This window comes from Bradyrhizobium sp. U531 (genome assembly GCF_051710265.1).
In the GTDB taxonomy this organism is placed as follows: Bacteria; Pseudomonadota; Alphaproteobacteria; order Rhizobiales; family Xanthobacteraceae; genus Bradyrhizobium.
The window spans coordinates 269,878-288,474 of the sequence record NZ_JASVEN010000006.1; the positions used below are offsets into that span (position 1 = coordinate 269,878).

19 protein-coding genes are annotated in these 18,597 nt (G+C 65.6%); 9 read left to right on the forward strand and 10 right to left on the reverse strand.

The annotated features are described in order from the left end of the window. The first annotated feature begins 5 nt into the window (after window positions 1-5). From QRQ56_RS26290 to QRQ56_RS26310, 5 genes are all read left to right on the forward strand, one after another. Complete coding sequence (locus tag QRQ56_RS26290; RefSeq protein WP_438744058.1) at window positions 6-1,337, forward strand: multicopper oxidase family protein; 1,332 nt, start codon at window positions 6-8, stop codon at window positions 1,335-1,337. Between the two features lie 8 nt (window positions 1,338-1,345). Further along, on the forward strand, window positions 1,346-1,822 hold the full coding sequence (locus QRQ56_RS26295; RefSeq protein ID WP_438744059.1) for a cupredoxin domain-containing protein: 477 nt from the start codon (window positions 1,346-1,348) through the stop codon (window positions 1,820-1,822). Between the two features lie 11 nt (window positions 1,823-1,833). Next, window positions 1,834-2,133, forward strand: coding sequence for a copper-binding protein (locus QRQ56_RS26300; protein ID WP_438744060.1), 300 nt, complete (start codon window positions 1,834-1,836; stop codon window positions 2,131-2,133). Window positions 2,134-2,477: 344 nt separating this feature from the next. Continuing rightward, a complete protein-coding gene (gene flhA / locus QRQ56_RS26305; RefSeq protein ID WP_438744061.1) occupies window positions 2,478-4,619 on the forward strand; it encodes a flagellar biosynthesis protein FlhA in 2,142 nt (713 codons plus the stop codon). A gap of 294 nt (window positions 4,620-4,913) precedes the next feature. Then, on the forward strand, window positions 4,914-5,117 hold the full coding sequence (locus tag QRQ56_RS26310; RefSeq protein WP_438744062.1) for a hypothetical protein: 204 nt from the start codon (window positions 4,914-4,916) through the stop codon (window positions 5,115-5,117). A gap of 598 nt (window positions 5,118-5,715) precedes the next feature. Here QRQ56_RS26310 and QRQ56_RS26315 read toward each other — a convergent pair. From QRQ56_RS26315 to fliI, 6 genes are all read right to left on the reverse strand, one after another. Beyond that, window positions 5,716-6,933 carry an NAD(P)/FAD-dependent oxidoreductase gene (locus QRQ56_RS26315; RefSeq protein ID WP_438744064.1) on the reverse strand — a complete coding sequence of 406 codons (1,218 nt, stop codon included), beginning with the start codon at window positions 6,931-6,933 and terminating at the stop codon, window positions 5,716-5,718. A gap of 127 nt (window positions 6,934-7,060) precedes the next feature. Continuing rightward, window positions 7,061-8,020: an AraC family transcriptional regulator gene (locus QRQ56_RS26320; RefSeq protein WP_438744065.1), complete on the reverse strand. Its 960-nt coding sequence runs from the start codon at window positions 8,018-8,020 to the stop codon at window positions 7,061-7,063. A gap of 388 nt (window positions 8,021-8,408) precedes the next feature. After that, window positions 8,409-9,458, reverse strand: a complete 1,050-nt coding sequence (locus QRQ56_RS26325) for an anti-sigma factor domain-containing protein (RefSeq protein WP_438744066.1) — start codon at window positions 9,456-9,458, stop codon at window positions 8,409-8,411. Between the two features lie 37 nt (window positions 9,459-9,495). Beyond that, window positions 9,496-10,041, reverse strand: a complete 546-nt coding sequence (locus QRQ56_RS26330; protein WP_438744067.1) for a sigma-70 family RNA polymerase sigma factor — start codon at window positions 10,039-10,041, stop codon at window positions 9,496-9,498. A 179-nt stretch (window positions 10,042-10,220) separates the two neighbouring features. Continuing rightward, window positions 10,221-10,640, reverse strand: coding sequence for a flagellar export protein FliJ (gene fliJ / locus QRQ56_RS26335; protein ID WP_008138882.1), 420 nt, complete (start codon window positions 10,638-10,640; stop codon window positions 10,221-10,223). 121 nt (window positions 10,641-10,761) lie between these two features. Further along, window positions 10,762-12,087 carry a flagellar protein export ATPase FliI gene (gene fliI, locus QRQ56_RS26340; protein WP_438744068.1) on the reverse strand — a complete coding sequence of 442 codons (1,326 nt, stop codon included), beginning with the start codon at window positions 12,085-12,087 and terminating at the stop codon, window positions 10,762-10,764. Between the two features lie 437 nt (window positions 12,088-12,524). Here fliI and ctrA point away from each other — a divergent pair, with 437 nt between their 5' ends. The 4 genes from ctrA to QRQ56_RS26360 all read left to right on the forward strand — a co-directional run bounded on the left by ctrA (window position 12,525) and on the right by QRQ56_RS26360 (window position 15,367). Then, a complete protein-coding gene (gene ctrA, locus QRQ56_RS26345; RefSeq protein ID WP_008138878.1) occupies window positions 12,525-13,226 on the forward strand; it encodes a response regulator transcription factor CtrA in 702 nt (233 codons plus the stop codon). 178 nt (window positions 13,227-13,404) lie between these two features. Beyond that, on the forward strand, window positions 13,405-13,809 hold the full coding sequence (locus QRQ56_RS26350) for a DUF350 domain-containing protein (protein WP_438744069.1): 405 nt from the start codon (window positions 13,405-13,407) through the stop codon (window positions 13,807-13,809). Window position 13,810: 1 nt separating this feature from the next. Beyond that, window positions 13,811-14,200: a hypothetical protein gene (locus QRQ56_RS26355; protein WP_438744070.1), complete on the forward strand. Its 390-nt coding sequence runs from the start codon at window positions 13,811-13,813 to the stop codon at window positions 14,198-14,200. A gap of 6 nt (window positions 14,201-14,206) precedes the next feature. After that, complete coding sequence (locus QRQ56_RS26360; RefSeq protein WP_438744072.1) at window positions 14,207-15,367, forward strand: glutathionylspermidine synthase family protein; 1,161 nt, start codon at window positions 14,207-14,209, stop codon at window positions 15,365-15,367. Window positions 15,368-15,536: 169 nt separating this feature from the next. On the opposite strand, the gene QRQ56_RS26365 is transcribed toward QRQ56_RS26360, so the two are convergent. The 4 genes from QRQ56_RS26365 to QRQ56_RS26380 form a co-directional block, all read right to left on the reverse strand. Further along, entirely contained in the window at window positions 15,537-16,409 is an 873-nt protein-coding gene (locus tag QRQ56_RS26365; RefSeq protein ID WP_438744073.1) for a CheR family methyltransferase, read from the reverse strand. Next, window positions 16,406-17,602, reverse strand: a complete 1,197-nt coding sequence (locus QRQ56_RS26370) for a protein-glutamate methylesterase/protein-glutamine glutaminase (protein ID WP_438744075.1) — start codon at window positions 17,600-17,602, stop codon at window positions 16,406-16,408. Before QRQ56_RS26370 ends, QRQ56_RS26365 begins: the two co-directional genes overlap by 4 nt. 63 nt (window positions 17,603-17,665) lie before the next feature. Then, window positions 17,666-18,031 (reverse strand): response regulator, encoded by a 366-nt coding sequence (locus tag QRQ56_RS26375; protein ID WP_007600538.1) that lies wholly within the window; start codon window positions 18,029-18,031, stop codon window positions 17,666-17,668. 73 nt (window positions 18,032-18,104) lie between these two features. Further along, entirely contained in the window at window positions 18,105-18,578 is a 474-nt protein-coding gene (locus QRQ56_RS26380) for a chemotaxis protein CheW (RefSeq protein WP_438744076.1), read from the reverse strand. Between the last annotated feature and the right edge of the window lie 19 nt (window positions 18,579-18,597).

An 18,597-nucleotide genomic window follows, 5' to 3' on the forward strand; every position in this document is an offset into this window, starting at 1 on the left:
CCAGCATGTATTCCCGTCGAGGATTTTTGGGCACCGCCGCGCTCGCCAGCGCCTCAGCCATCAGCGGCCGCGTGCAGGCCGCGTCGATCCCGGAAGCTCCGCACATGGACAAGGTGGTGATGCAGCCGCCGCTGCATCCCGTCGGCGGGCCCGACTATCGTCCCGTGGTCACGCTGAACGGCTGGTCGCTGCCGTTCCGCATGAACGGCGACTGGAAGGAATTCCATCTCGTCGCCGAGCCCGTCGTGCGCGAGTTCGCCGAGGGCATGAAGGTGAATCTGTGGGGCTATAACGGCCAGTCTCCGGGGCCGACGATCGAGGCCGTCGAGGGCGACAAGGTCCGCATCTTCGTCACCAACAGACTGCCCGAATACACCACCGTGCACTGGCACGGCATGATCATCCCGAGCGGCATGGACGGCGTCGGCGGGCTGACGCAGCCGCACATCCAGCCCGGCAAGACCTTCGTCTACGAGTTCGAGATGAGGAAGAGCGGGACCTTCATGTACCACCCGCATTCCGACGAGATGGTGCAGATGGCGATGGGCATGATGGGCATGGTCGTCGTGCATCCGCGCGACCAGGGCTTCCGTCCCGTCGATCGCGACTTCGTCTTCGTGATGAGCACCTATCGCGTCGATCCCGGCACCTATTTGCCGCGGGTCAACGAGATGACCGACTTCAACATGTGGACCTGGAATGCGCGGGTGTTTCCCGGCATCGATCCCCTGGCCGTGCGGCTCGGCGACAGGGTGCGCGTGCGCATCGGCAATCTCACCATGACCAACCACCCGATCCATCTGCACGGCCACAGTTTTGCGGTGACCTGCACCGACGGCGGCTGGGTGCCGGAGAGCGCGCAATATCCGGAGACGACGACCGACGTGCCGGTCGGCGCGGTGCGCGTGTTCGACGTGCTCGCCGACAATCCCGGCGACTGGGCGTTCCACTGCCACAAATCGCATCACACCATGAATGCGATGGGCCACGACGTGCGCAACCTGATCGGCGTGTCGCGCAAGGATCTCGCCAAGGCGGTCGGCAAGCTCGCGCCGGACGCGATGGCGATGGGCTCGACCGGCATGGCGATGGGCAACATGGAGATGCCCGCGCCCGACAACACGCTGCCGATGATGACCGGCACCGGCCAGTTCGGCCCGATCGAGATGGGCGGCATGTTCACCGTGATGAAGATCCGCGAGGACCTCGCGCGCGACGACTACCGCGATCCCGGCCCCTACAAATTCCCGCAAGGCACCGTCGCCTACGAGGTCGAGGCGCCCGATGCGGCACCTGTGCGGCAACCCGGCAAGCCGCCCCACAAGATGAAGATGTGAAGGTTTCGATGACCCACCAACTGGAGATGACGATGAAGACCATCAAGCTCGGCCTCGCGCTGGCCGCGCTGTCGCTCGCGCCGGCGCTTGCGCACGACAAGCATGCTCACACGACTTTTTCGGCCGGCGAGCCCGGCGATCCCAACAAGCCCGCGCGCACGATCGAGATCCTTCTCAACGAGATGGACTACGCGCCGTCGAAAATCGAGGTCAAGCGCGGCGAGCAGATCCGCTTCGTACTGCGCAACGTCGGCAAGGAGGACCACGAATTCCTGCTCGCCACACCTAAGGAGAATCTCGCCCATGCGGTGGAGATGAAGAAGCATCCGCATATGGAGCACGACGATCCCAACGGCGTGCGCCTCGCACCCAGCAAGACCGCCGAGATCCTCTGGAAGTTCAGCAAGCCCGGCACGTTCGAGTTTTCCTGCCTGATCCCCGATCACCGCGACTACGGCATGGTCGGCCACGTCACCGTCAAATGAAGGAGCTTCCCATGAACCGCATCATCCGCATCGCCGCCGCGCTGGCACTGACGCTGGGCGCTGCCACCGCGACCCTTGCGGCCGGGGCCTCGATCAGCGGCGAGGTCAAAAAGATCGACGAGGGCGCCGGCAAGATCACCCTCAAGCACGGACCGGCCAAGAGCCTCGGCATGGACGACCCCATGACCATGGTCTACCGGGTCAAGGACCCCGCCATGCTCAAGCAGGTCAAGGTCGGCGACAAGGTCACCTTCGAGGCCGAGGAGGCGGCATCGGGGTACACGGTGACGAGGATGGAGAGGGCGAAATAGCCTCCCCTGTCATTCCGGGGCGCGCCCCTTGGCGCGAGCCCGGAATCCACCTCTCCACCAACTCTGCCGCCCCATGGATTCCGGGCTCGCCCTTCGGGCGCCCCGGAATGACGGCCAGAGGGCCCCGAAACACCCCGGTCCGCCCCCTTCCCACCCCTTCGTTAACCCTTTGCTAACCATACACCCGGCAAGAATTGCCGGGTGAAGTCGAGTGTCGTCAGCCGCGTAAAACGGGAGCTCCCGTGGACGCCAGTGCGGTGCCTCACTTTCGGAATGGCGGCCCCTCGGCCGCCGCGCAGACATTTGGGGCGCGCGGACGGCAGTCGCGCGGGGAGGCAGCTACCATGGTCGACGTCACCGCGGGACAGGGCGTAGGCAGCGCAAGGCCAGGCATCCCCTCGCTCAACGAGATCATCACCATCCTCAAGCGCGGCGACATCGCGCTGGCGCTGGGCATCCTCACCATCCTCGTGGTGCTGATCCTGCCGCTGCCCGCGATCGTGCTGGACCTGTTCCTGGCGATCTCGATCACGCTCTCGATCCTGATCCTGATGACGTCGCTGTTCATCCAGACGCCGCTGGAATTCTCCGCTTTCCCGACCGTGCTGCTGATCTCGACCATGCTGCGCCTGTCGCTCAACATGGCCTCGACCCGCCTGATCCTGTCGCATGGGCACGAGGGCACGGCTGCCGCCGGTCACGTCATCGAAGCCTTCGGCAACTTCGTGATGGGCGGCAATTTCGTCATCGGCATCATCGTCTTCGCCATCCTGATCATCGTCAACTTCGTCGTCATCACCAAGGGTTCGGGCCGCATCGCCGAAGTCGCCGCGCGCTTCCACCTCGACGCCATGCCTGGCAAGCAGATGGCGATCGACGCCGATTTGTCCGCTGGCCTGATCGACGAGAAGGTCGCCAAGCACCGGCGCAAGGAGCTGGAGGACGAAAGCGGCTTCTTCGGCGCCATGGACGGTGCCTCCAAATTCGTCCGCGGCGACGCCATCGCCGGCCTTTTGATCGTCTTCATCAACGTCGTCGGCGGCATGATCATCGGCGTGGCGCAGCAGGGCCTGTCCTTCGCCGACGCCGGCCGCAGCTACACGCTGCTGACGGTCGGCGACGGCCTCGTCACCCAGGTGCCGGCGCTGATCGTCTCGACCGCGGCCGGCCTGCTGGTCTCCAAGGCCGGCGTCTCCGGCGCTGCCGACAAGGCACTGATGAAGCAGTTCTCCGGCTATCCGCAGGCGCTGGCGATGTCCGCGGCGGTGATGCTGGTGCTGGCGGCGCTGCCGGGCATTCCGACCATCCCGTTCCTCGCGCTCGGCGCCGGCGCCGGCGCGCTCGCCTGGAACGCCCGCAACCGCAACCGCGTCACCGCCAAGGCCGAGGAAGCCGCTATGGCCGCGCCTGCCGCCGGTCAGCCCGGCGCGCCGGGCGCTGCGGCCGCCGAGGAGCCGATCTCGGCCGCGCTCAAGATCGACGACCTCAAGATCGAGCTCGGCTATGCCTTGCTGCCGCTCGTCAACGGCCCCGACGGCACCGACCGCCTCACCGAGCAGATCAAGGCGCTGCGCCGTTCGCTCGCGATCGAGATGGGCTTCGTGATGCCGGCGGTGCGCATCCTCGACAACGTCCAGCTCGAGGCCAACACCTACATCATCAAGATCAAGGAGGTCGACGCCGGCACCGGCAAGATCTGGCCGAACCAGTTCATGGTCATGGACCCCGGCGGCAGCCAGGTGCAGGTGCCCGGCATCCACACCACCGAGCCGACCTTCGGCCTGCCCGCGACTTGGGTCGACGCCAGCCTCAAGGAGGAGGCTTCGCTCAAGGGCTACACTGTCGTCGACGCCGCCACCGTGCTCTCGACCCACCTCACCGAGCTGCTCAAGGCCAACATGTCGGACCTGCTCTCCTATGGCGAGGTGCAGAAACTGCTCAAGGAGCTGCCGAAGGAGCAGAGCGAGCTGGTCAAGGACATCGTCCCCGGCCAGGTCACGGTCTCCGGCATCCAGCGCGTGCTGCAGCTGTTGCTGGCCGAGCGCATCTCGATCCGCGACCTCTCGACCATCCTCGAGGGCATCGCGGACTCGCTCGCCTTCTCGCGCAATCCCGCGACCATGGTCGAGCACGTCCGCGCCCGCCTCGCCCGGCAGATCTGTGCGCAGAACACCTCCTATGCCGGCTACCTGCCGCTGATCGCGCTGTCGGCGAAATGGGAGCAGGCCTTTGCCGAATCCATCATCGGCCAGGGCGAGGAGCGCAGCCTTGCGATGCAGCCCTCGAAACTGTCGGAGTTCATGACCGCCGTGCGCGAGGCCTTCGAGCGCGCCGCCCGCGAGGGCGAGGCGCCGGTGCTGGTCACCTCTGCGGCAATTCGTCCCTTCGTCCGCTCCCTGGTGGAGCGGTTCCGGGCCCAGACCACCGTGCTGTCGCAGGCGGAGATCCACCCCAGGGCGAGGCTGAAGACGGTCGGAAGCATCTGATTTGCCTTAAGAAGCCGTGTGTTTTTCGGCCACAGGCAAATGGTTTTTGAGTTCCTGGCGCCTTGTCGACCAAATGCGGATAAGGCGCCAGAGAAGCACATTACGACATTGAAATAATTGCAAAATTGCACGATCAGGCCTCGCTATTGATCGCGACTTTTCACGACCATTCACGCTCTTGTGATGGCCTCTTGGGAACGAATCCCCCCAATACTAGGTTGTTGGGCACCGGAAGCATGAACCTGCCCAAACAAGCAGGCGACTACTTCGGGTAGATGGCGGCAGGAGCCTTCCATGAACCACTCGATTTACAGCGCAGATCGCTCGACCCATTTGAAAGTCGTGGTCGTTGCCCTCGTCGCAGGGATCACAGTTGCGGGCTTCGGCATCACGGCACGCACCACAGGTTCGGATGAAGGCCTGACCCAGACCGCGCGCGTGCTCAAGGCCGGCAAGCCGGTCACCATCACCAGCTCGAACGCGTCCCTGGTTCGCTGAGTTCCTGGTTCGCTAAGGAGATCACACGAGTTTTTTGAATTCACGCGGCTCTTTACCAGCCCCCCAAAGTCGCCACGTGGATATGTAGACGACCCCAACCCCAAGTCGACTACAGAAAGCGCCCGCCCCCCACGGGCGCTTTCTCATGTCTGGGGTGTGCCTCGTTGCGAGCGTGGCGAGTTGTCCGCCGAGGCCTTTGGCGAAGGCAGAAGCAATCCAGAATCCCTCCTCTGAGACAACCTGGATTGCCTCGTCGCAAGGGCTCCTCGCAATGACGGAGAGTGTAGGAGCAGCGGACGTCTCTCTCGTGTCCCGGACGCGCTGCAACGCCCTTCGCGTTGCTGCGCAGAGCCGGGACCCAGAGGCTACGACACTCGCTGCATGGGCCCCGGCTCTGCAGCGCACCGCTGAAGAAGCGCTGCGCTGCGTCCGGGGCACGAGACCGTCGTTTGACGCGCGCCGTCCCAACATCGTCATTGCGAACGCAGCGAAGCAATCCAGGCTGTCACCGCGGAAAGACTTCTGGATTGCTTCGCTGCGCTCGCAATGACGGGAGCAAGACGCAGCACCGCCCCCCCCCGACCAATCATCCAGATCGCTACCGCGCCCCATAGCTCGGCGGCGGTGCCTGCACCGTCGGTGCGGCTGCGGCAAACAACTCTTCCTTGCTGCCAGTGAGCGGCGGATAGATGCGCTTGCGGTTGATGGTCTGCTTGGTGGCCTTCGCGGCCTGGCCGGTGGTCCTGACCTCGCGGTCCCAGCCTTCGGTATAGAGCGCGCCCCAGCCGCCGAGATCGAGCACCGTGACGTACCAGTCGACCCGCAGCGGCAGCATCGGCAGGCCGACGAGATCCGCAACGACGTTGTGACCGGCAAAGCGGCCCATGGGGCGCGCGAACTGGCACGACATCACCGTCGGATGCAGCCCGTCGACCACGCTCGAGGCAACGTCGCCGGCCGCGAACACGCCGCCGACATCCGCAACGCGCATGAAGGGATCGACCAGGAGGCGCCCGAGCCGGTCGCGCGCGTCCGGAAAGCTCGCCGCCAGAGGGCTCGCGCGCATCCCGGCACACCAGATCACCGTCTGCGTCGCGACGAATTCGCCCGAGCTCAGGTGCACGCCGGCCGCCTCGACGGAGGCGACACGCACGCCAAGCCGTGTCTCGACCTCCAGTGACGCCAATGCCGTCTCGATGACGGGACGCGCCTGCGCACCGATGGTCGCGCCCACCGCCGGATTGGAATCCACCAGAACGACGCGCCGGCTGCCGGTGATGCCGGCCCGCGCCAGCCTGTCCGCCATCTCGGCCGCGACCTCGATGCCGGTAAAGCCGGCGCCGACCACCACGACCGTCGAACGCCCCGCCGACGGCGCGCTGCGTCCGAGCGAGGCGAGATGGTCCTCGAGCCGAAGCGCCGCAGCATAGGTATCGACGTCGAAAGCGTGCGCGGCAAGACCGGGAATGTCGGGACGCATCACCTCGCTGCCGAGCGCGAGCACGAGGCGGTCATAGGCCAGCGTCTCCTCGCCGCCGCTCGTGACGAGCGATATCCGGCGATGCAAGGGATCGATCGCCTCGACCTCGCCGAGGCCGTGGCTGACACCGATCGGATCGAGCAATCGACCCAGCGGAAGCGCGACCTCGCCGAGGTCGGCCTCGTAATTGCGCACGCGGATGTTGTGATAGGGATTGCGGTCGAGAACGTGGATCTCGATCTCGCCGTTCGCGCCGATCTCGTCGCGCTTGCGCGCCGCGCCGATGGCCGCCCACAGACCTGCAAACCCTGCGCCGAGCACGACGATACGCGCCATGTCCGTGACTGCATTTCCCAAGACTGAAACAGGCGATCGATCGGCCTGCCCGCATCAGGGAATATAGCCGATCCGCGCGGCCAGACCAACCGCGACGGCTATGACGGCCGGGCGAATTCGCACACGCTCACGCCTCGCGCAGTTCCGACGGAGTCGCGCCAAAGCGCTTGCGGAAGGCGCGGTTGAAATAGGACAGATCGGAAAAGCCCGAGGAATGCGCGATGTCGCTGATCTTGCGCGCCCTGGCGCGGGGATCGCCGAGCAGTTTTCGCGCGTTGAGCAGGCGCTGCTCGAGCACGAATTCTGTGAACGTCGTGCCGGCCTGCTCGAACAGGCGTTGTGCCTGGCGCGGGCTGAGGCCCGAGCGCGTCGCGATCTCGGACAGGCAGAGATCGTTGCGGCCGAGCGCGGCCATCACGTCGGCGCGCATGAGGTCGAGGCGCGCCGCCGCATGGCCGCGGCCGCGTGCAAGGCTCGCATGCTCGGCATCGGTGCCGAGCAGAAGGCCGACGAGATCGACCATGTGCTGCGCGGTGAGACGCTGGCCGACCGCATCGAGATGCGGCGCATGATTGGCGGCGAGCCCGTGGTAGCGGAAGATGGTCTCGGCGACCGCGCCGTCGGAGAGCACTTGCGACAGCTTGTCCTCGGCGCGCGGATTGATGTCGAGCAGCGCCCGGCGCGGCATGCGGATGGTGGTGAAACGATCGTCGTCGGTGTGGCCGACGGTGCCGGTGACGGCCATGTCGACCAGCACCATCTGCGCGGGCGCGAGCTCCATGGTATGGCCGTTCTGCCCGACGCGGACGAGGCCTGCGCGCCCCGCGATCAGGACGAGGTCGTCGCTGCCGTCGGCGAGATGGCTCTGAGTGCGGGAATATTGCGCGGAGGCGCCTTCGGGAATGGCGAGCGTGATGTTGTCGACCACGCTGATCTGGAGGCGGCAATCGATGCTGTCGCCACGGCTCGGGGCGATATCGAGGCCGCAGGCCCCGAAGGCCCGCTCGCGCCAATGCTCGAAGGCCGGACCTTGCGGTAGTCCCGTATATTGGTGGACGAAGATGCCCGGCGTTTTCGCTGCATCCATCTGATGTCTAGCCCCTCTTTCGGCTCCGCGATCGGCGGCGCCGACTGCAATTTCCGGGAATTTGACGCCCGGGATTGCGGCGAGGTTCAAATCCGGGGCGGATTCAGGGAGACTTGTCGGGAGGCGACGGCGAAACGGACCCAGGCGACAATTGGGGGCCCGTAGCCCGGATGGTGCGCAGCGCAATCCGGGGCTCCTGCCTAACGGCGCGAAGGTCCCGGATTACGCTTGCGCTCCATCCGGGCTACGGCGCCTGTTTCTTCGCAGGCGCCTGGGGCTGGTACGACGGAACGGTCGCGGTCGGTGCGGTCCTGTAGCCCGCATGAGCGCAGCGACATGCGGGAACGGACGTCCCCGGATATCGCTAACGCTCATCCGGGCTACGGCCCTACTTCTTGGCGGGTGTCTGGGGCTGGGAGGGCGGAACGGTCTCGATCAACTTGCCGGAGAACACCGGGGCCGAGGTCGGCTGGCCGTTGGGCGAGCCGCCGGGCTGCTCGACGGTGACGGCGTAGGTCGCGCCGTTGACGACTTCGGAATCGTAGGAGGCGAGCAGCGGACGCGCGGTGAAATCGCCCGTGCCGATCACGCCGAGCGAGCGCGGACGCGGCAGCTTGTCGGAGATCAGCCAGAGCTCGAAACTCTTGCCGGCCTCCGGCGTCGCACCGACCTTGCGCAGCGTGAAGTTCTTGGTCGCGCCGTCGACCGTGAGGATGAAGGCCGGGCCGCCCGCCTGGCCCTGCAGCAGAGCGACATATTGCGCGGCTGCCGTCAGCGGCGCGGCCGGCAACTTCACCTCGACCGTCTGGATACGCGGCGCGGGACGCAAGGCGCCCGGCAACGCGTCGGGCAGGAAGATCTGCAGCGACAACGTAACGAGCAGCGCCGCGGCGAGCGCACCGGCAACGGATGCGATTCCGCGCCAGCGCTTCACGCGCCCCTCGAGACGAATGACATTGCCGTCGTCGGCAATCGGCACTTGCGGCGCCCGCACGACCTGAGGATCGGGCGCGTGGACCTGCGGCATGAAGACCGGCGCGATGTCGGGAATCGCATCGGATCCTGCACGCACCGGCTCGGGCTGTTCTGCCTCGGCGGGCTGCGGCTCCGATGGCGGCATCAGTTCCGGCGGTACCTCGGGCGGCGCAGCTTCGAGCGGCGGGACCGGCGGCGGTGCGATGTCAGTCAGCACGGGCGGCTGCTGCGCCAGTGCCGTGCGCGCGATCTCCGCTTTGATGTTCTCCCACACGATCGGACGCGGCTCGACCGAGCCGACCATCTGGTTGAGGACGCCGAGCCGGTAGGCCCAGGCCTGCACGATCGCGGCGAACGCCTCGTCCACCGCCATCATGGTCTCGACCTGCGCGCGCTCGTCGGCGCTCAGCGTACCGAGCGCATATTCCGCGGCGAGCGCGATATGGTCCTCCGTATAGGCCATCACATGCAGTCCAGAACTATCCTCACAAGAGACGCCCTCATAATCCCAGGCATTCGCGAATATCCAACATGCTGCGCCGGAGCCACGTCTTCACCGTGTTGACGGGCGCGGCGAATTTCTCCGCCAATTGCTCGCGGCTCCAGCCGTTGTAATAGGCGAGAAGCACGAGCCGCTGACGGTCCGGCTCGAGCCGGCCGACGCATTCGAGCAGCCGCTTCAATTCCTCGGTCATCTCCCGGCGCGCCAGCGGATCGGGGCTGTCGGCCGCCACCTCCATCGCCTGGGGCTCCTCCTCGATCGAGACCTCCGACTTCTTGCGCACGATGTCGATCGCGCGGTTGCGCGCAATCGAGGCCATCCACGTGATCGGCGAGGACAGTGCCGGATTGAACTGGCCCGCGCTGTTCCAGATCTTGACGTAGGCCTCCTGAATGACCTCCTCTGCGAGATCCTGTCGGCGCAAGATACGGAGCACGACGCCAAAGAGTTTCGCGCGCGTGGCGGCGTAGAGGCGCTCGAAAGCGGCCTGATCGCCCTTCGCCACCGCCTCAATCAACCCGACCAGCTCGGCTGGCGTCAGCATTCAGCCCCCCAACGCGGGCTCAAGCGCGTTCCGCGCAGGCCCTGGACTCCGCCACCATAGCGCGCGGCAAAGCCGACCACCAAGGGGCGCGGCGCGACACTGTGGACAGCACATGCGAAAAACCCGGACCTTGCGGTCCGGGTTTGACAAATTCCGACGCGATATGGCGGCTAGCCGCTTTAGGCGACGGCGCCGATGCGGGCGCGCATCAGGCCGATGCTGTCGAGGTCGGCCTGCTCGCGGGCGTTCTCTTCGGCGCGCTCGCGGGCCTGGTCGCGCTCGTCGAGCAGCTCGACCTTCTTCAGCTCCTCGAAGGCCTCGGCCAGAGCGGCCTTGGCTTCGTCGAGCTGGCCCTTGAGCTCGTCGGCCGAGCGGGTCAGGTTCTCACGGCGCTGGATCGCGGCCTTGGCATAGGTCGGGTAGGCGAAGTGCGAGGGATCGTTGATCCCGGCGCGCTCCTGCTCGGTCGTGATCTCGCGCTCAAGATCGGTCGACATCCGCTGGAAGTCGGCGATCATGGTCTCGATCTGGGTGACCCGGCGGCGCTTCTCGTCGACCTGAAACTTCTTCAGGCGAATGAGGGTATCTCGTGACTTCATCGACTCATACTCCCCAGAAGTCCCCCCGCTGCACGTGGGACGATACCGGTCACCCCAAGGGCCCGATGGGGGCCCAGACCGGCTCTGCTACTCTGTGGGGTGGGATGATGACCGGACAAAGTTAGCGTTCCGTTTCCAAATTACCGAGGATTTGCGCCAACTGGTGGTAGCCGTCCGCGAGTGATGCATTTTCGTCCTTGCGCTGGCGCAGGAAGGCCTCCAGCGGCTCGTGCAGGCGGATCGCCTCGTCGACCTCGGGGCTGGAGCCGGCCCGGTAGGCGCCAAGACGGATCAATTCCTCCATGTCGGCATAGGTCGCCATCACCGCCCGCGCCTTCTGGATCACGGGCCAGAACTGCGGGTCGGCCGATTTCGGCATGGTGCGGGAAACGGATTTGAGGATGTTGATCGCGGGATAGCGGCCGCGCTCGGCGATCGAACGCTGCATCACGATGTGACCGTCCAGGATGCCGCGGACCGCGTCCGCGATCGGCTCGTTATGATCGTCGCCGTCGACCAGCACCGTGAAGATCGCGGTGATGGCGCCCTCCCCGAGGCCCGGTCCGGCGCGCTCCAGAAGTTTCGGCAGCTCGGTGAAGACGGTCGGCGTGTAGCCCTTGGCGGTCGGCGGCTCGCCGGCGGACAGGCCGATCTCGCGCTGGGCCATGGCAAAGCGCGTGACGGAGTCCATCAGGCAGAGCACGTCCTGGTTCTCGTCGCGGAAATACTCGGCGACCGCGAGCGTCAGATACGCCGCCTGGCGGCGCATCAGCGCCGGCTCGTCGGAGGTGGCGACCACGACGACCGAGCGCGCCAGGCCCTCCTCGCCGAGATCGTCCTGCAGGAATTCCTGAACCTCGCGGCCGCGTTCGCCGATCAGCCCGATGACGCTGACGGCGGCATCGACGTTGCGCGCGAGCATCGACAGCAGCACCGACTTGCCAACGCCGGAGCCTGCGAAGATGCCCATGCGCTGGCCGCGGCAGCAGGTGAGGAAGGTGTTCATCGCGCGCACGCCGAGATCCAGCGGCGCGCCGACGCGCTTGCGCGAATGCGCCGGCGGCGGCGTATTGCGGAACGGCATCGGCGAGGAACCTTGCGGCAACGGCCCCTTGCCGTCGATCGGCTCGCCCAGGGCGTTGACGACGCGGCCGAGCCAGGCCGACGACGGACGCACCTGGTTGGCGGCATTGGCGATCACGGCCTTGCAGCCGCGGCGCACGCCATCGAGTCCGGCGAACGGCATCACGACGGCATTGTTGCCGGAGAAGCCGATCACCTCGCAGGGGATCGAACGGCTCGCGCCGGTCTCGATCACCAGCCGCGCGCCGACCGACATCGCATGGATGGGACCAGCCACCTCGACCATCAGACCGCGCACGCCGACCACACGGCCGTAAATATTGACGCCGTCGATGTCGCCGATCTGTTCGGCAAGTGCCTTCATGGGAGGGCTCTCATGGCTGGCCGCCTCAGTAAACCGAAGGGCTCGCCGCCGCGATCCCGGGACATCACGGTGAAAACCTTAAGTTTCGCCATATTTCTGAACGGCGCTTAACTTCGTGTTTACCCGCATCGTTAATCATTGCGTCACTGTCTTTGTGACTGAGCGTGACTCCCCTTCAGAAGAAGGCTGAGTCGCGGGAGTCGGTTAGGCCCGTCTCTTAAAGTGGAACTTGAACGGAGCTGGATAACGAAAGCTGCTTCACGCGCAAGACCTTAGGGCGATTCGAGAAAAATTGCACCGGGGGGACTTGCGTTCCAGAATCAGGATTTGTTAACCATCTGTTGTCAGGATCCGAATCAGTTGTTCAAAGGCGTTTTGTTGAGTGCCGCGAATGCGGCCGACCTGACGCCCAGGAGCGGCGACTATGGGGAACTGGCATGCGCGTTTTGCTGATTGAAGATGACAGCGCCGTCGCGCAGTCGATCGAGCTGATGCTGAAGTCTGAGAGCTTCAACGTCTACACGACCGATTTGGGGGAAGAGGGCGTCGATCTCGGTAAATTATACGATTACGACATCATTCTTCTCGACCTCAACCTGCCCGACATGTCCGGTTACGACGTGCTCAAGCAGCTCCGGGTCTCCAAGATCAAGACACCGATTCTGATCCTCTCCGGCCTCGCCGGCATCGAGGACAAGGTCAAGGGTCTCGGCGTCGGCGCCGACGACTACATGACCAAGCCCTTCCACAAGGACGAGCTGGTTGCCCGCATCCACGCGATCGTGCGCCGCTCCAAGGGTCACGCCCAGTCGGTCATCCAGACCGGCGACCTCGTCGTCAACCTCGACACCAAGACGGTGGAAGTCGGCGGCCAGCGCGTGCATCTGACCGGCAAGGAATACCAGATGCTGGAGCTGCTCTCGCTCCGCAAGGGCACGACCCTCACCAAGGAAATGTTCCTCAACCACCTCTATGGCGGCATGGACGAGCCCGAGCTGAAGATCATCGACGTCTTCATCTGCAAGCTCCGCAAGAAGCTGGCCAACGCTTCCGAGGGACGCAACTTCATCGAGACCGTGTGGGGCCGTGGCTACGTGCTGCGCGAGCCGCACGAGCACGAAGAGCGCATCCCCGCCTGATCTCTGGGTTTACGTCGCGAGCCTTCGTGGGCTCGCTCCTCCCAGCCTGGACCCCGCCGCAAATGGCGGGGTTTTGTTTTTTGGGGCGTATTCTCTCCCGCTTGCGGCTCCTCTCTCTTAACGTTTGAACCGCTAACCTCCCCCCGCCGACGAATGGTCGCTGCACGATGGGGGAACGATGATCCTGCAATCACTGGCCGGCCTGCCCGCCTTCCTGGTCTATTTCTGCACCGGGCTGATCGCGATCGTGGCCTATCTGCTGGTCTACACCCGCATCACCGCGCATAACGAGTTCCAGCTGATCCGCGACAACGAGCCGGCCGCGGCGATCGCGCTCGGCCTCAGCCTGCTCGGCTTCGTGGCACCGCTGGTCAGCGCCATCGCGCATTCGGCCAACGTGCTGGACTGCCTGATCTGGGCGATCATCGCTCTGATCGTGCAAATCATCGTGTTCTTCCTCGTCAAGGTCCCGGTGCCGAACCTGTCGGGGCGGATCTCCGCCGGCGAGCTCGCCCCCGCCATCTGGCTCGGCCTGGCCTCGCTCGCCGCGGGCCTCCTCAACGCCGCCTGCATGATCTACTGACATGGCCGACAAACCCTCCAAGAAGGAGTTCGGCAAGCGCCGGCCGGTAAGTGAGCCGACACCTCCGCGCTCGCCGATGAAACGCTCCGGCCATGTCGCCCTGCTGGTGATGGGCACCCTCGCCGTCGGCACCACCGCCTACACGTTGATGCCGCGAAGTTGCGAGCCGCCTCCTCCGGGCGCGGAAGGCTCGGCTCTGACCAGCACCGCCTGCAGCAGCAGGAGCAGCTCCTCGAGCAGCGGCAGCTCGCGCTGGTCGTCGCGATCGAGCTTCTTCAGCAGCGATTCCTCCAGCCATTCCGGATCCGGCACGTCGTCCGATTCCGGCCACAGCAGCGTCAGCCGCGGCGGCTTCGGCTCGTTCGGCCACGGCTTTTCGGGCGGCGGCTGAAATAACATGCAGCGCATCACCTGCCTGGAGCGCGATGACTGGCGAGAGACGGCGGCGCAATGCGGCTTCGTCTTCCACACCATCGACGGCGAACGCTATTGGGACGAGCGCGCCTATTACGGCTTCACGCTCGACGAGATCGAGCGCGGCATCGAGACGCCGACGGGCGAGATCGAGGCGATGTGCCTGGAGCTGGCCGGCCGCGTGATCGACGACGAGCAACGCCTGCGGCGCCTGCAGATCCCGGAAGCGGTCTGGGGCCTGATCGCCGAAAGCTGGGAGCGCGACGACCGCAGCCTCTACGGCCGGCTCGACCTGAAATACGACGGCAAGTCGCCGGCGAAGCTGCTCGAATACAATGCGGACACGCCGACCTCGATCTTCGAGGCCGCGGTGTTTCAATGGACCTGGCTCGAGCAGGCGATCGAGCGCCGCATCGTCCCGGTGCGCGCCGATCAGTTCAACTCCATCCACGAGCGACTGATCGCGGCGTGGAAGGAGATTGGCGCAGGCCGGCATCTCCATCTCACCGGCACGCTGGACAATGCCGAAGACGCCGGCACGCTGGCCTATCTCGAAGACACCGCGCGCCAGGCCGGGCTGTCGACTAGGCTGCTCGACATCGCGGAGATCGGCTGGCGCGACGAGAGCGGCGGCTTCGTCGACCTCGACGAGACCGACATTGCGCTCGCCTTCAAGCTCTATCCCTGGGAATGGATGTTCCACGACGCCTTCGGCGCAAAGCTGAAGGACGCGCCGACGCGCTGGCTCGAGCCGCCGTGGAAGGCCGTGCTCTCCAACAAGGGCATATTGCCGCTGCTCTGGGAGATGTTTCCGAACCATCCCCATCTGCTGCCGGCGTTCTTCGAGGACGATCCGCGCGCCGCCGAGCTCGGCACGTTCTATGTGCGCAAGCCGCTGCTGTCACGCGAAGGCGCCAACGTCACGATCGTGTCCGGCGGCATGGCGCTCGACGAGCAGGCGGGCCCTTACGGCGCTGAGGGATTCGTGCGGCAGGCGCTGGCACCGCTGCCGAATTTCTCCGGCTTCTACCCGGTGATCGGAAGCTGGCTGGTGAACCACGAGCCGTGCGGACTATCGATCCGCGAAGACGAGAGCCCGATCACGGGCAACCATTCGCGATTCCTGCCGCATGCGATTTTGTGAGCAATGAGTTCTTCCCTTCTCCCCTTGTGGGAGAAGGTGGCGCGAAGCGCCGGATGAGGGGTTCTCTCCACTCGCAGGACTGATCGTGAGGAGAGGACCCCTCACCCGTCTCGCCGCTATCGCGGCGAGCCACCCTCTCCCACAAGGGGAGAGGGGAAGAAGAAGCATCTCACTTCGCCGCGGCGAGCTTCAGCGGCTGCGGCATCAATCCGCCCATGGGACGGCCGGAGCGCGCCGGGTTGAGCTGGTAGAGACCGCGGCGCTCGGTGATGGGACGGAACGCATCGGTGATGCCGACGACGGATTCGGCGGCGCCGAGCAGCAAGGTGCCGTCGGCCTCCATCGTCTTCGCCATCCGCTCGAAGATCACCGCCTTGGTGTCCTGATCGAAATAGATCAGCACGTTGCGGCAGAAGATCACGTCGAACGTGCCGAGATGCGAGAAGTCCTGCAGCAGGTTGAGCTGGCGGAACTGCACCATGGCGCGGATGTCGGCATTGAGCTGCCACAGCTCGCCGTTCTGCGTGAAATACTTCATCAGATGCTGGATCGGCAGGCCGCGCTGCACCTCGAACTGGCTGTAGACGCCGGCCTTGGATTTCTCCAGCACCTCCTGCGACAGGTCGGTGGCAACGATCTCGATGCGCCAGCCGGCCAGCGCCGCGCCCATCTCCTTCACGCACATCGCGATCGAATAGGGCTCCTGCCCGGTCGACGACGCCGCCGACCAGATCCGCAGGCTCTTGCGCGCCGCGCGCGCCTTGACGAGACTCGGCAGGATGGTTTCGCGTAAGTGATCGAACGGGATCTTGTCGCGATAGAAGAAGGTCTCGTTGGTGGTCATCGCCTCGACCACGTCGGTGGCAAGCCGGCCGTCGCCGTTCCGGATCTTCAGCACGAGATCGGGAATGCCGGGAAGGCTCGCCTTGCGCGCCAGCGGCAGCAGCCTGCTCTCGACCAGGTACTGCTTGTCGGGCGACAGATCGAGGCCGGAGCGCTCTTTCAGGAACTTGCGCAGATAATCGTAATCGGTGGGCGTCACGAGCGGTCTCCCGCGAACAGGCGGTTGACCTTGGCGCCGATCTGGTTGAGCGGCAGGATCGCCGAGCAGATGCCGGCATTGGCCGCCGCGCCCGGCATGCCCCAGACCACGCTGGTGGCTTCGTCCTGCGCGATCACGCTGCCGCCGGCGGCGACGATGTCCTTGCCGCCGCGCATGCCGTCCGAGCCCATGCCCGTCAGGATCACGGAGAGGATGTTGCCGTGCCAGATGTCGATGGCCGAGGTGAAGAGCGGATCGACCGCGGGCTTGCAGAAATTGACGGCGGGGCCGTCGTCGAGCGCGATCACGATGTCGGCGCCGTTGCGGGCGACGCGCATGTGCTTGCCGCCGGGCGCGAGATAGATCCGTCCCGGCTTCACCGGCTCGCCGTCGACCGCCTCGGCGGCCGGCTTGCGGCTCGAGCGCGCCAGATGCTCGGCAAGAATGGTCGTGAAGGTCGGCGGCATGTGCTGGGTGATCAGCACGGGGAAGCGGTCGATGACGGGGCCGAGCTCGGTGACCAGCGCCATCAGCGCCTGTGGTCCGCCGGTCGAGGAGCCGATCAGCAGCACCTTCGGGGCCTGCGACGAGAACGGACGCGTGCTCATCCCCGCCGCCGATTGCGGGTAGAGCGATGCGGCCGGCGCGGGCGCGGCAGGCCGCGCAACGGGACTGCGCGGGGCCGGAGCCGGGGTCGCGGGCGCCAGGGGCGGGCTCGCAACCGCGGGCTTGCGCCGCAGCCGCGCGCCGAGATGGCGGATCTTCTGGATCAGGTCGTGGTGAAAGACGTCCGCAGCCGACGCCTCGCGCGTCGATTCCGGCTTCGGAATGTAATCGGCCGCGCCGAGCGACAGCGCCTTGAAGCTGATCTCCGCGTTGCGGCGGGTCAGCGTCGAGGCCATGATGATGACGAGGTCGCGCTTCTTCGCCAGCAGTTGCGGCAGCGCCGAGATGCCGTCGAGCTCGGGCATTTCGATGTCGAGCACGGCGACATCGGGATTGATGCGTTCGATCTGGTTGACCGCCTCGAGCCCGGTGCGCAGGGAGGCGGCGACCTCCATGTCGTGTTCCGCACCGACCCAGCGCGAGATCAGACCGCGGATGACGACGGAGTCGTCGACGATCATCACGCGCAGCGGCCCCGCTTCGCGCGACGCCGTCGTAGCCGAATTCCCTGCGAACGCAACACTCATTACTCACCAACTCAGACTGAAAGGGAACGGTTGAAAACAGCGCCGAACGATCCGGCGGGTCGCTCAGATAAGGCCGACTTCCTGGAATTTCGCCGTCACGATGTCCTTGTCGAACGGCTTCATGATGTATTCGTTGGCGCCGGCGTGCAGCGCCCGTGCGATATGCGCGACGTCGTTCTCGGTGGTGCAGAACACGACCTTGGGCTGATCGCCTCCGGGCATGCGGCGGAGATGGCCGAGAAATTCGTAGCCGTCCATCACGGGCATGTTCCAGTCGAGCAGCACCGCGTCGGGCAGGCCGCGCTTGCAGGCTTCCAGCGCCTTCTCACCATCCTCTGCTTCGAGGATCTGGAAGTCGAGACCTTCCAGGATCCGGCGCGCAACCTTGCGGATGACGCTGGAATCATCAACGACGAGACAAGTTCGCATGTGAACCTCTGCTTCCTCCCCCTTTGCGGGGGGTACTTCCAATTGCAAGTCCGGCGGCGGCGAAGCCGCCGTATCAGGCCGCCATCATCTCGGGCGCGAGCTCGAGCACGCGATCGACGTCGAGGACGACCATGAGCTGTCCGTCGAGGCGATGGACACCGCCGGCGAGCTTGGCCATGCGGGGATCGAGGTTGACGGGATTCTCTTCCATGCCGGCTTCGGGCAGACGCAGCACTTCGCCGATCTGGTCGATCAGAAGGCCATAGGATTCACCGCGCAGGTCGACGCCGACCGCCATCGGCACCTTGCCGTCCTCGGGCTGCGGCAGGCCGAGACGGGCGCGCATGTCGACCACGGTGACGATGCGGCCGCGCAGGTTCAGCACGCCCGCGATCTCGCGCGAGGACAAGGGCACGCGGGTGACGCGCTCGGGCATGAACACGTCCTGGACGCGGGAGATCGGCAGGCCGAACAGCTGGCCGCCGATCATCGCGGTGACGTATTCGACCATGGCGCCTTCGCCTACTTGCGTCTTCTTGTTGCTCATATCGGTATCTCCTGATCCC

What these genes read in the sequence shown, in the direction of transcription:
- QRQ56_RS26300 (WP_438744060.1), top strand. Translation starts at nt 1,834, where the DNA reads ATGAACCGCATCATCCGCATCGCCGCCGCGCTGGCACTGACGCTGGGC.
- QRQ56_RS26330 (WP_438744067.1), bottom strand. Translation starts at nt 10,041, where the DNA reads ATGCTGACGCCAGCCGAGCTGGTCGGGTTGATTGAGGCGGTGGCGAAG.
- fliI (WP_438744068.1), bottom strand. Translation starts at nt 12,087, where the DNA reads ATGAAGGCACTTGCCGAACAGATCGGCGACATCGACGGCGTCAATATT.
- QRQ56_RS26380 (WP_438744076.1), bottom strand. Translation starts at nt 18,578, where the DNA reads ATGAGCAACAAGAAGACGCAAGTAGGCGAAGGCGCCATGGTCGAATAC.
- fliJ (WP_008138882.1), bottom strand. Translation starts at nt 10,640, where the DNA reads ATGAAGTCACGAGATACCCTCATTCGCCTGAAGAAGTTTCAGGTCGAC.
- QRQ56_RS26290 (WP_438744058.1), top strand. Translation starts at nt 6, where the DNA reads ATGTATTCCCGTCGAGGATTTTTGGGCACCGCCGCGCTCGCCAGCGCC.
- QRQ56_RS26315 (WP_438744064.1), bottom strand. Translation starts at nt 6,933, where the DNA reads ATGGCGCGTATCGTCGTGCTCGGCGCAGGGTTTGCAGGTCTGTGGGCG.
- QRQ56_RS26370 (WP_438744075.1), bottom strand. Translation starts at nt 17,602, where the DNA reads ATGAGTGTTGCGTTCGCAGGGAATTCGGCTACGACGGCGTCGCGCGAA.
- QRQ56_RS26310 (WP_438744062.1), top strand. Translation starts at nt 4,914, where the DNA reads ATGAACCACTCGATTTACAGCGCAGATCGCTCGACCCATTTGAAAGTC.
- QRQ56_RS26350 (WP_438744069.1), top strand. Translation starts at nt 13,405, where the DNA reads ATGATCCTGCAATCACTGGCCGGCCTGCCCGCCTTCCTGGTCTATTTC.
- QRQ56_RS26360 (WP_438744072.1), top strand. Translation starts at nt 14,207, where the DNA reads ATGCAGCGCATCACCTGCCTGGAGCGCGATGACTGGCGAGAGACGGCG.
- ctrA (WP_008138878.1), top strand. Translation starts at nt 12,525, where the DNA reads ATGCGCGTTTTGCTGATTGAAGATGACAGCGCCGTCGCGCAGTCGATC.
- flhA (WP_438744061.1), top strand. Translation starts at nt 2,478, where the DNA reads ATGGTCGACGTCACCGCGGGACAGGGCGTAGGCAGCGCAAGGCCAGGC.
- QRQ56_RS26355 (WP_438744070.1), top strand. Translation starts at nt 13,811, where the DNA reads ATGGCCGACAAACCCTCCAAGAAGGAGTTCGGCAAGCGCCGGCCGGTA.
- QRQ56_RS26320 (WP_438744065.1), bottom strand. Translation starts at nt 8,020, where the DNA reads ATGGATGCAGCGAAAACGCCGGGCATCTTCGTCCACCAATATACGGGA.
- QRQ56_RS26295 (WP_438744059.1), top strand. Translation starts at nt 1,346, where the DNA reads ATGACCCACCAACTGGAGATGACGATGAAGACCATCAAGCTCGGCCTC.
- QRQ56_RS26375 (WP_007600538.1), bottom strand. Translation starts at nt 18,031, where the DNA reads ATGCGAACTTGTCTCGTCGTTGATGATTCCAGCGTCATCCGCAAGGTT.
- QRQ56_RS26325 (WP_438744066.1), bottom strand. Translation starts at nt 9,458, where the DNA reads ATGGCCTATACGGAGGACCATATCGCGCTCGCCGCGGAATATGCGCTC.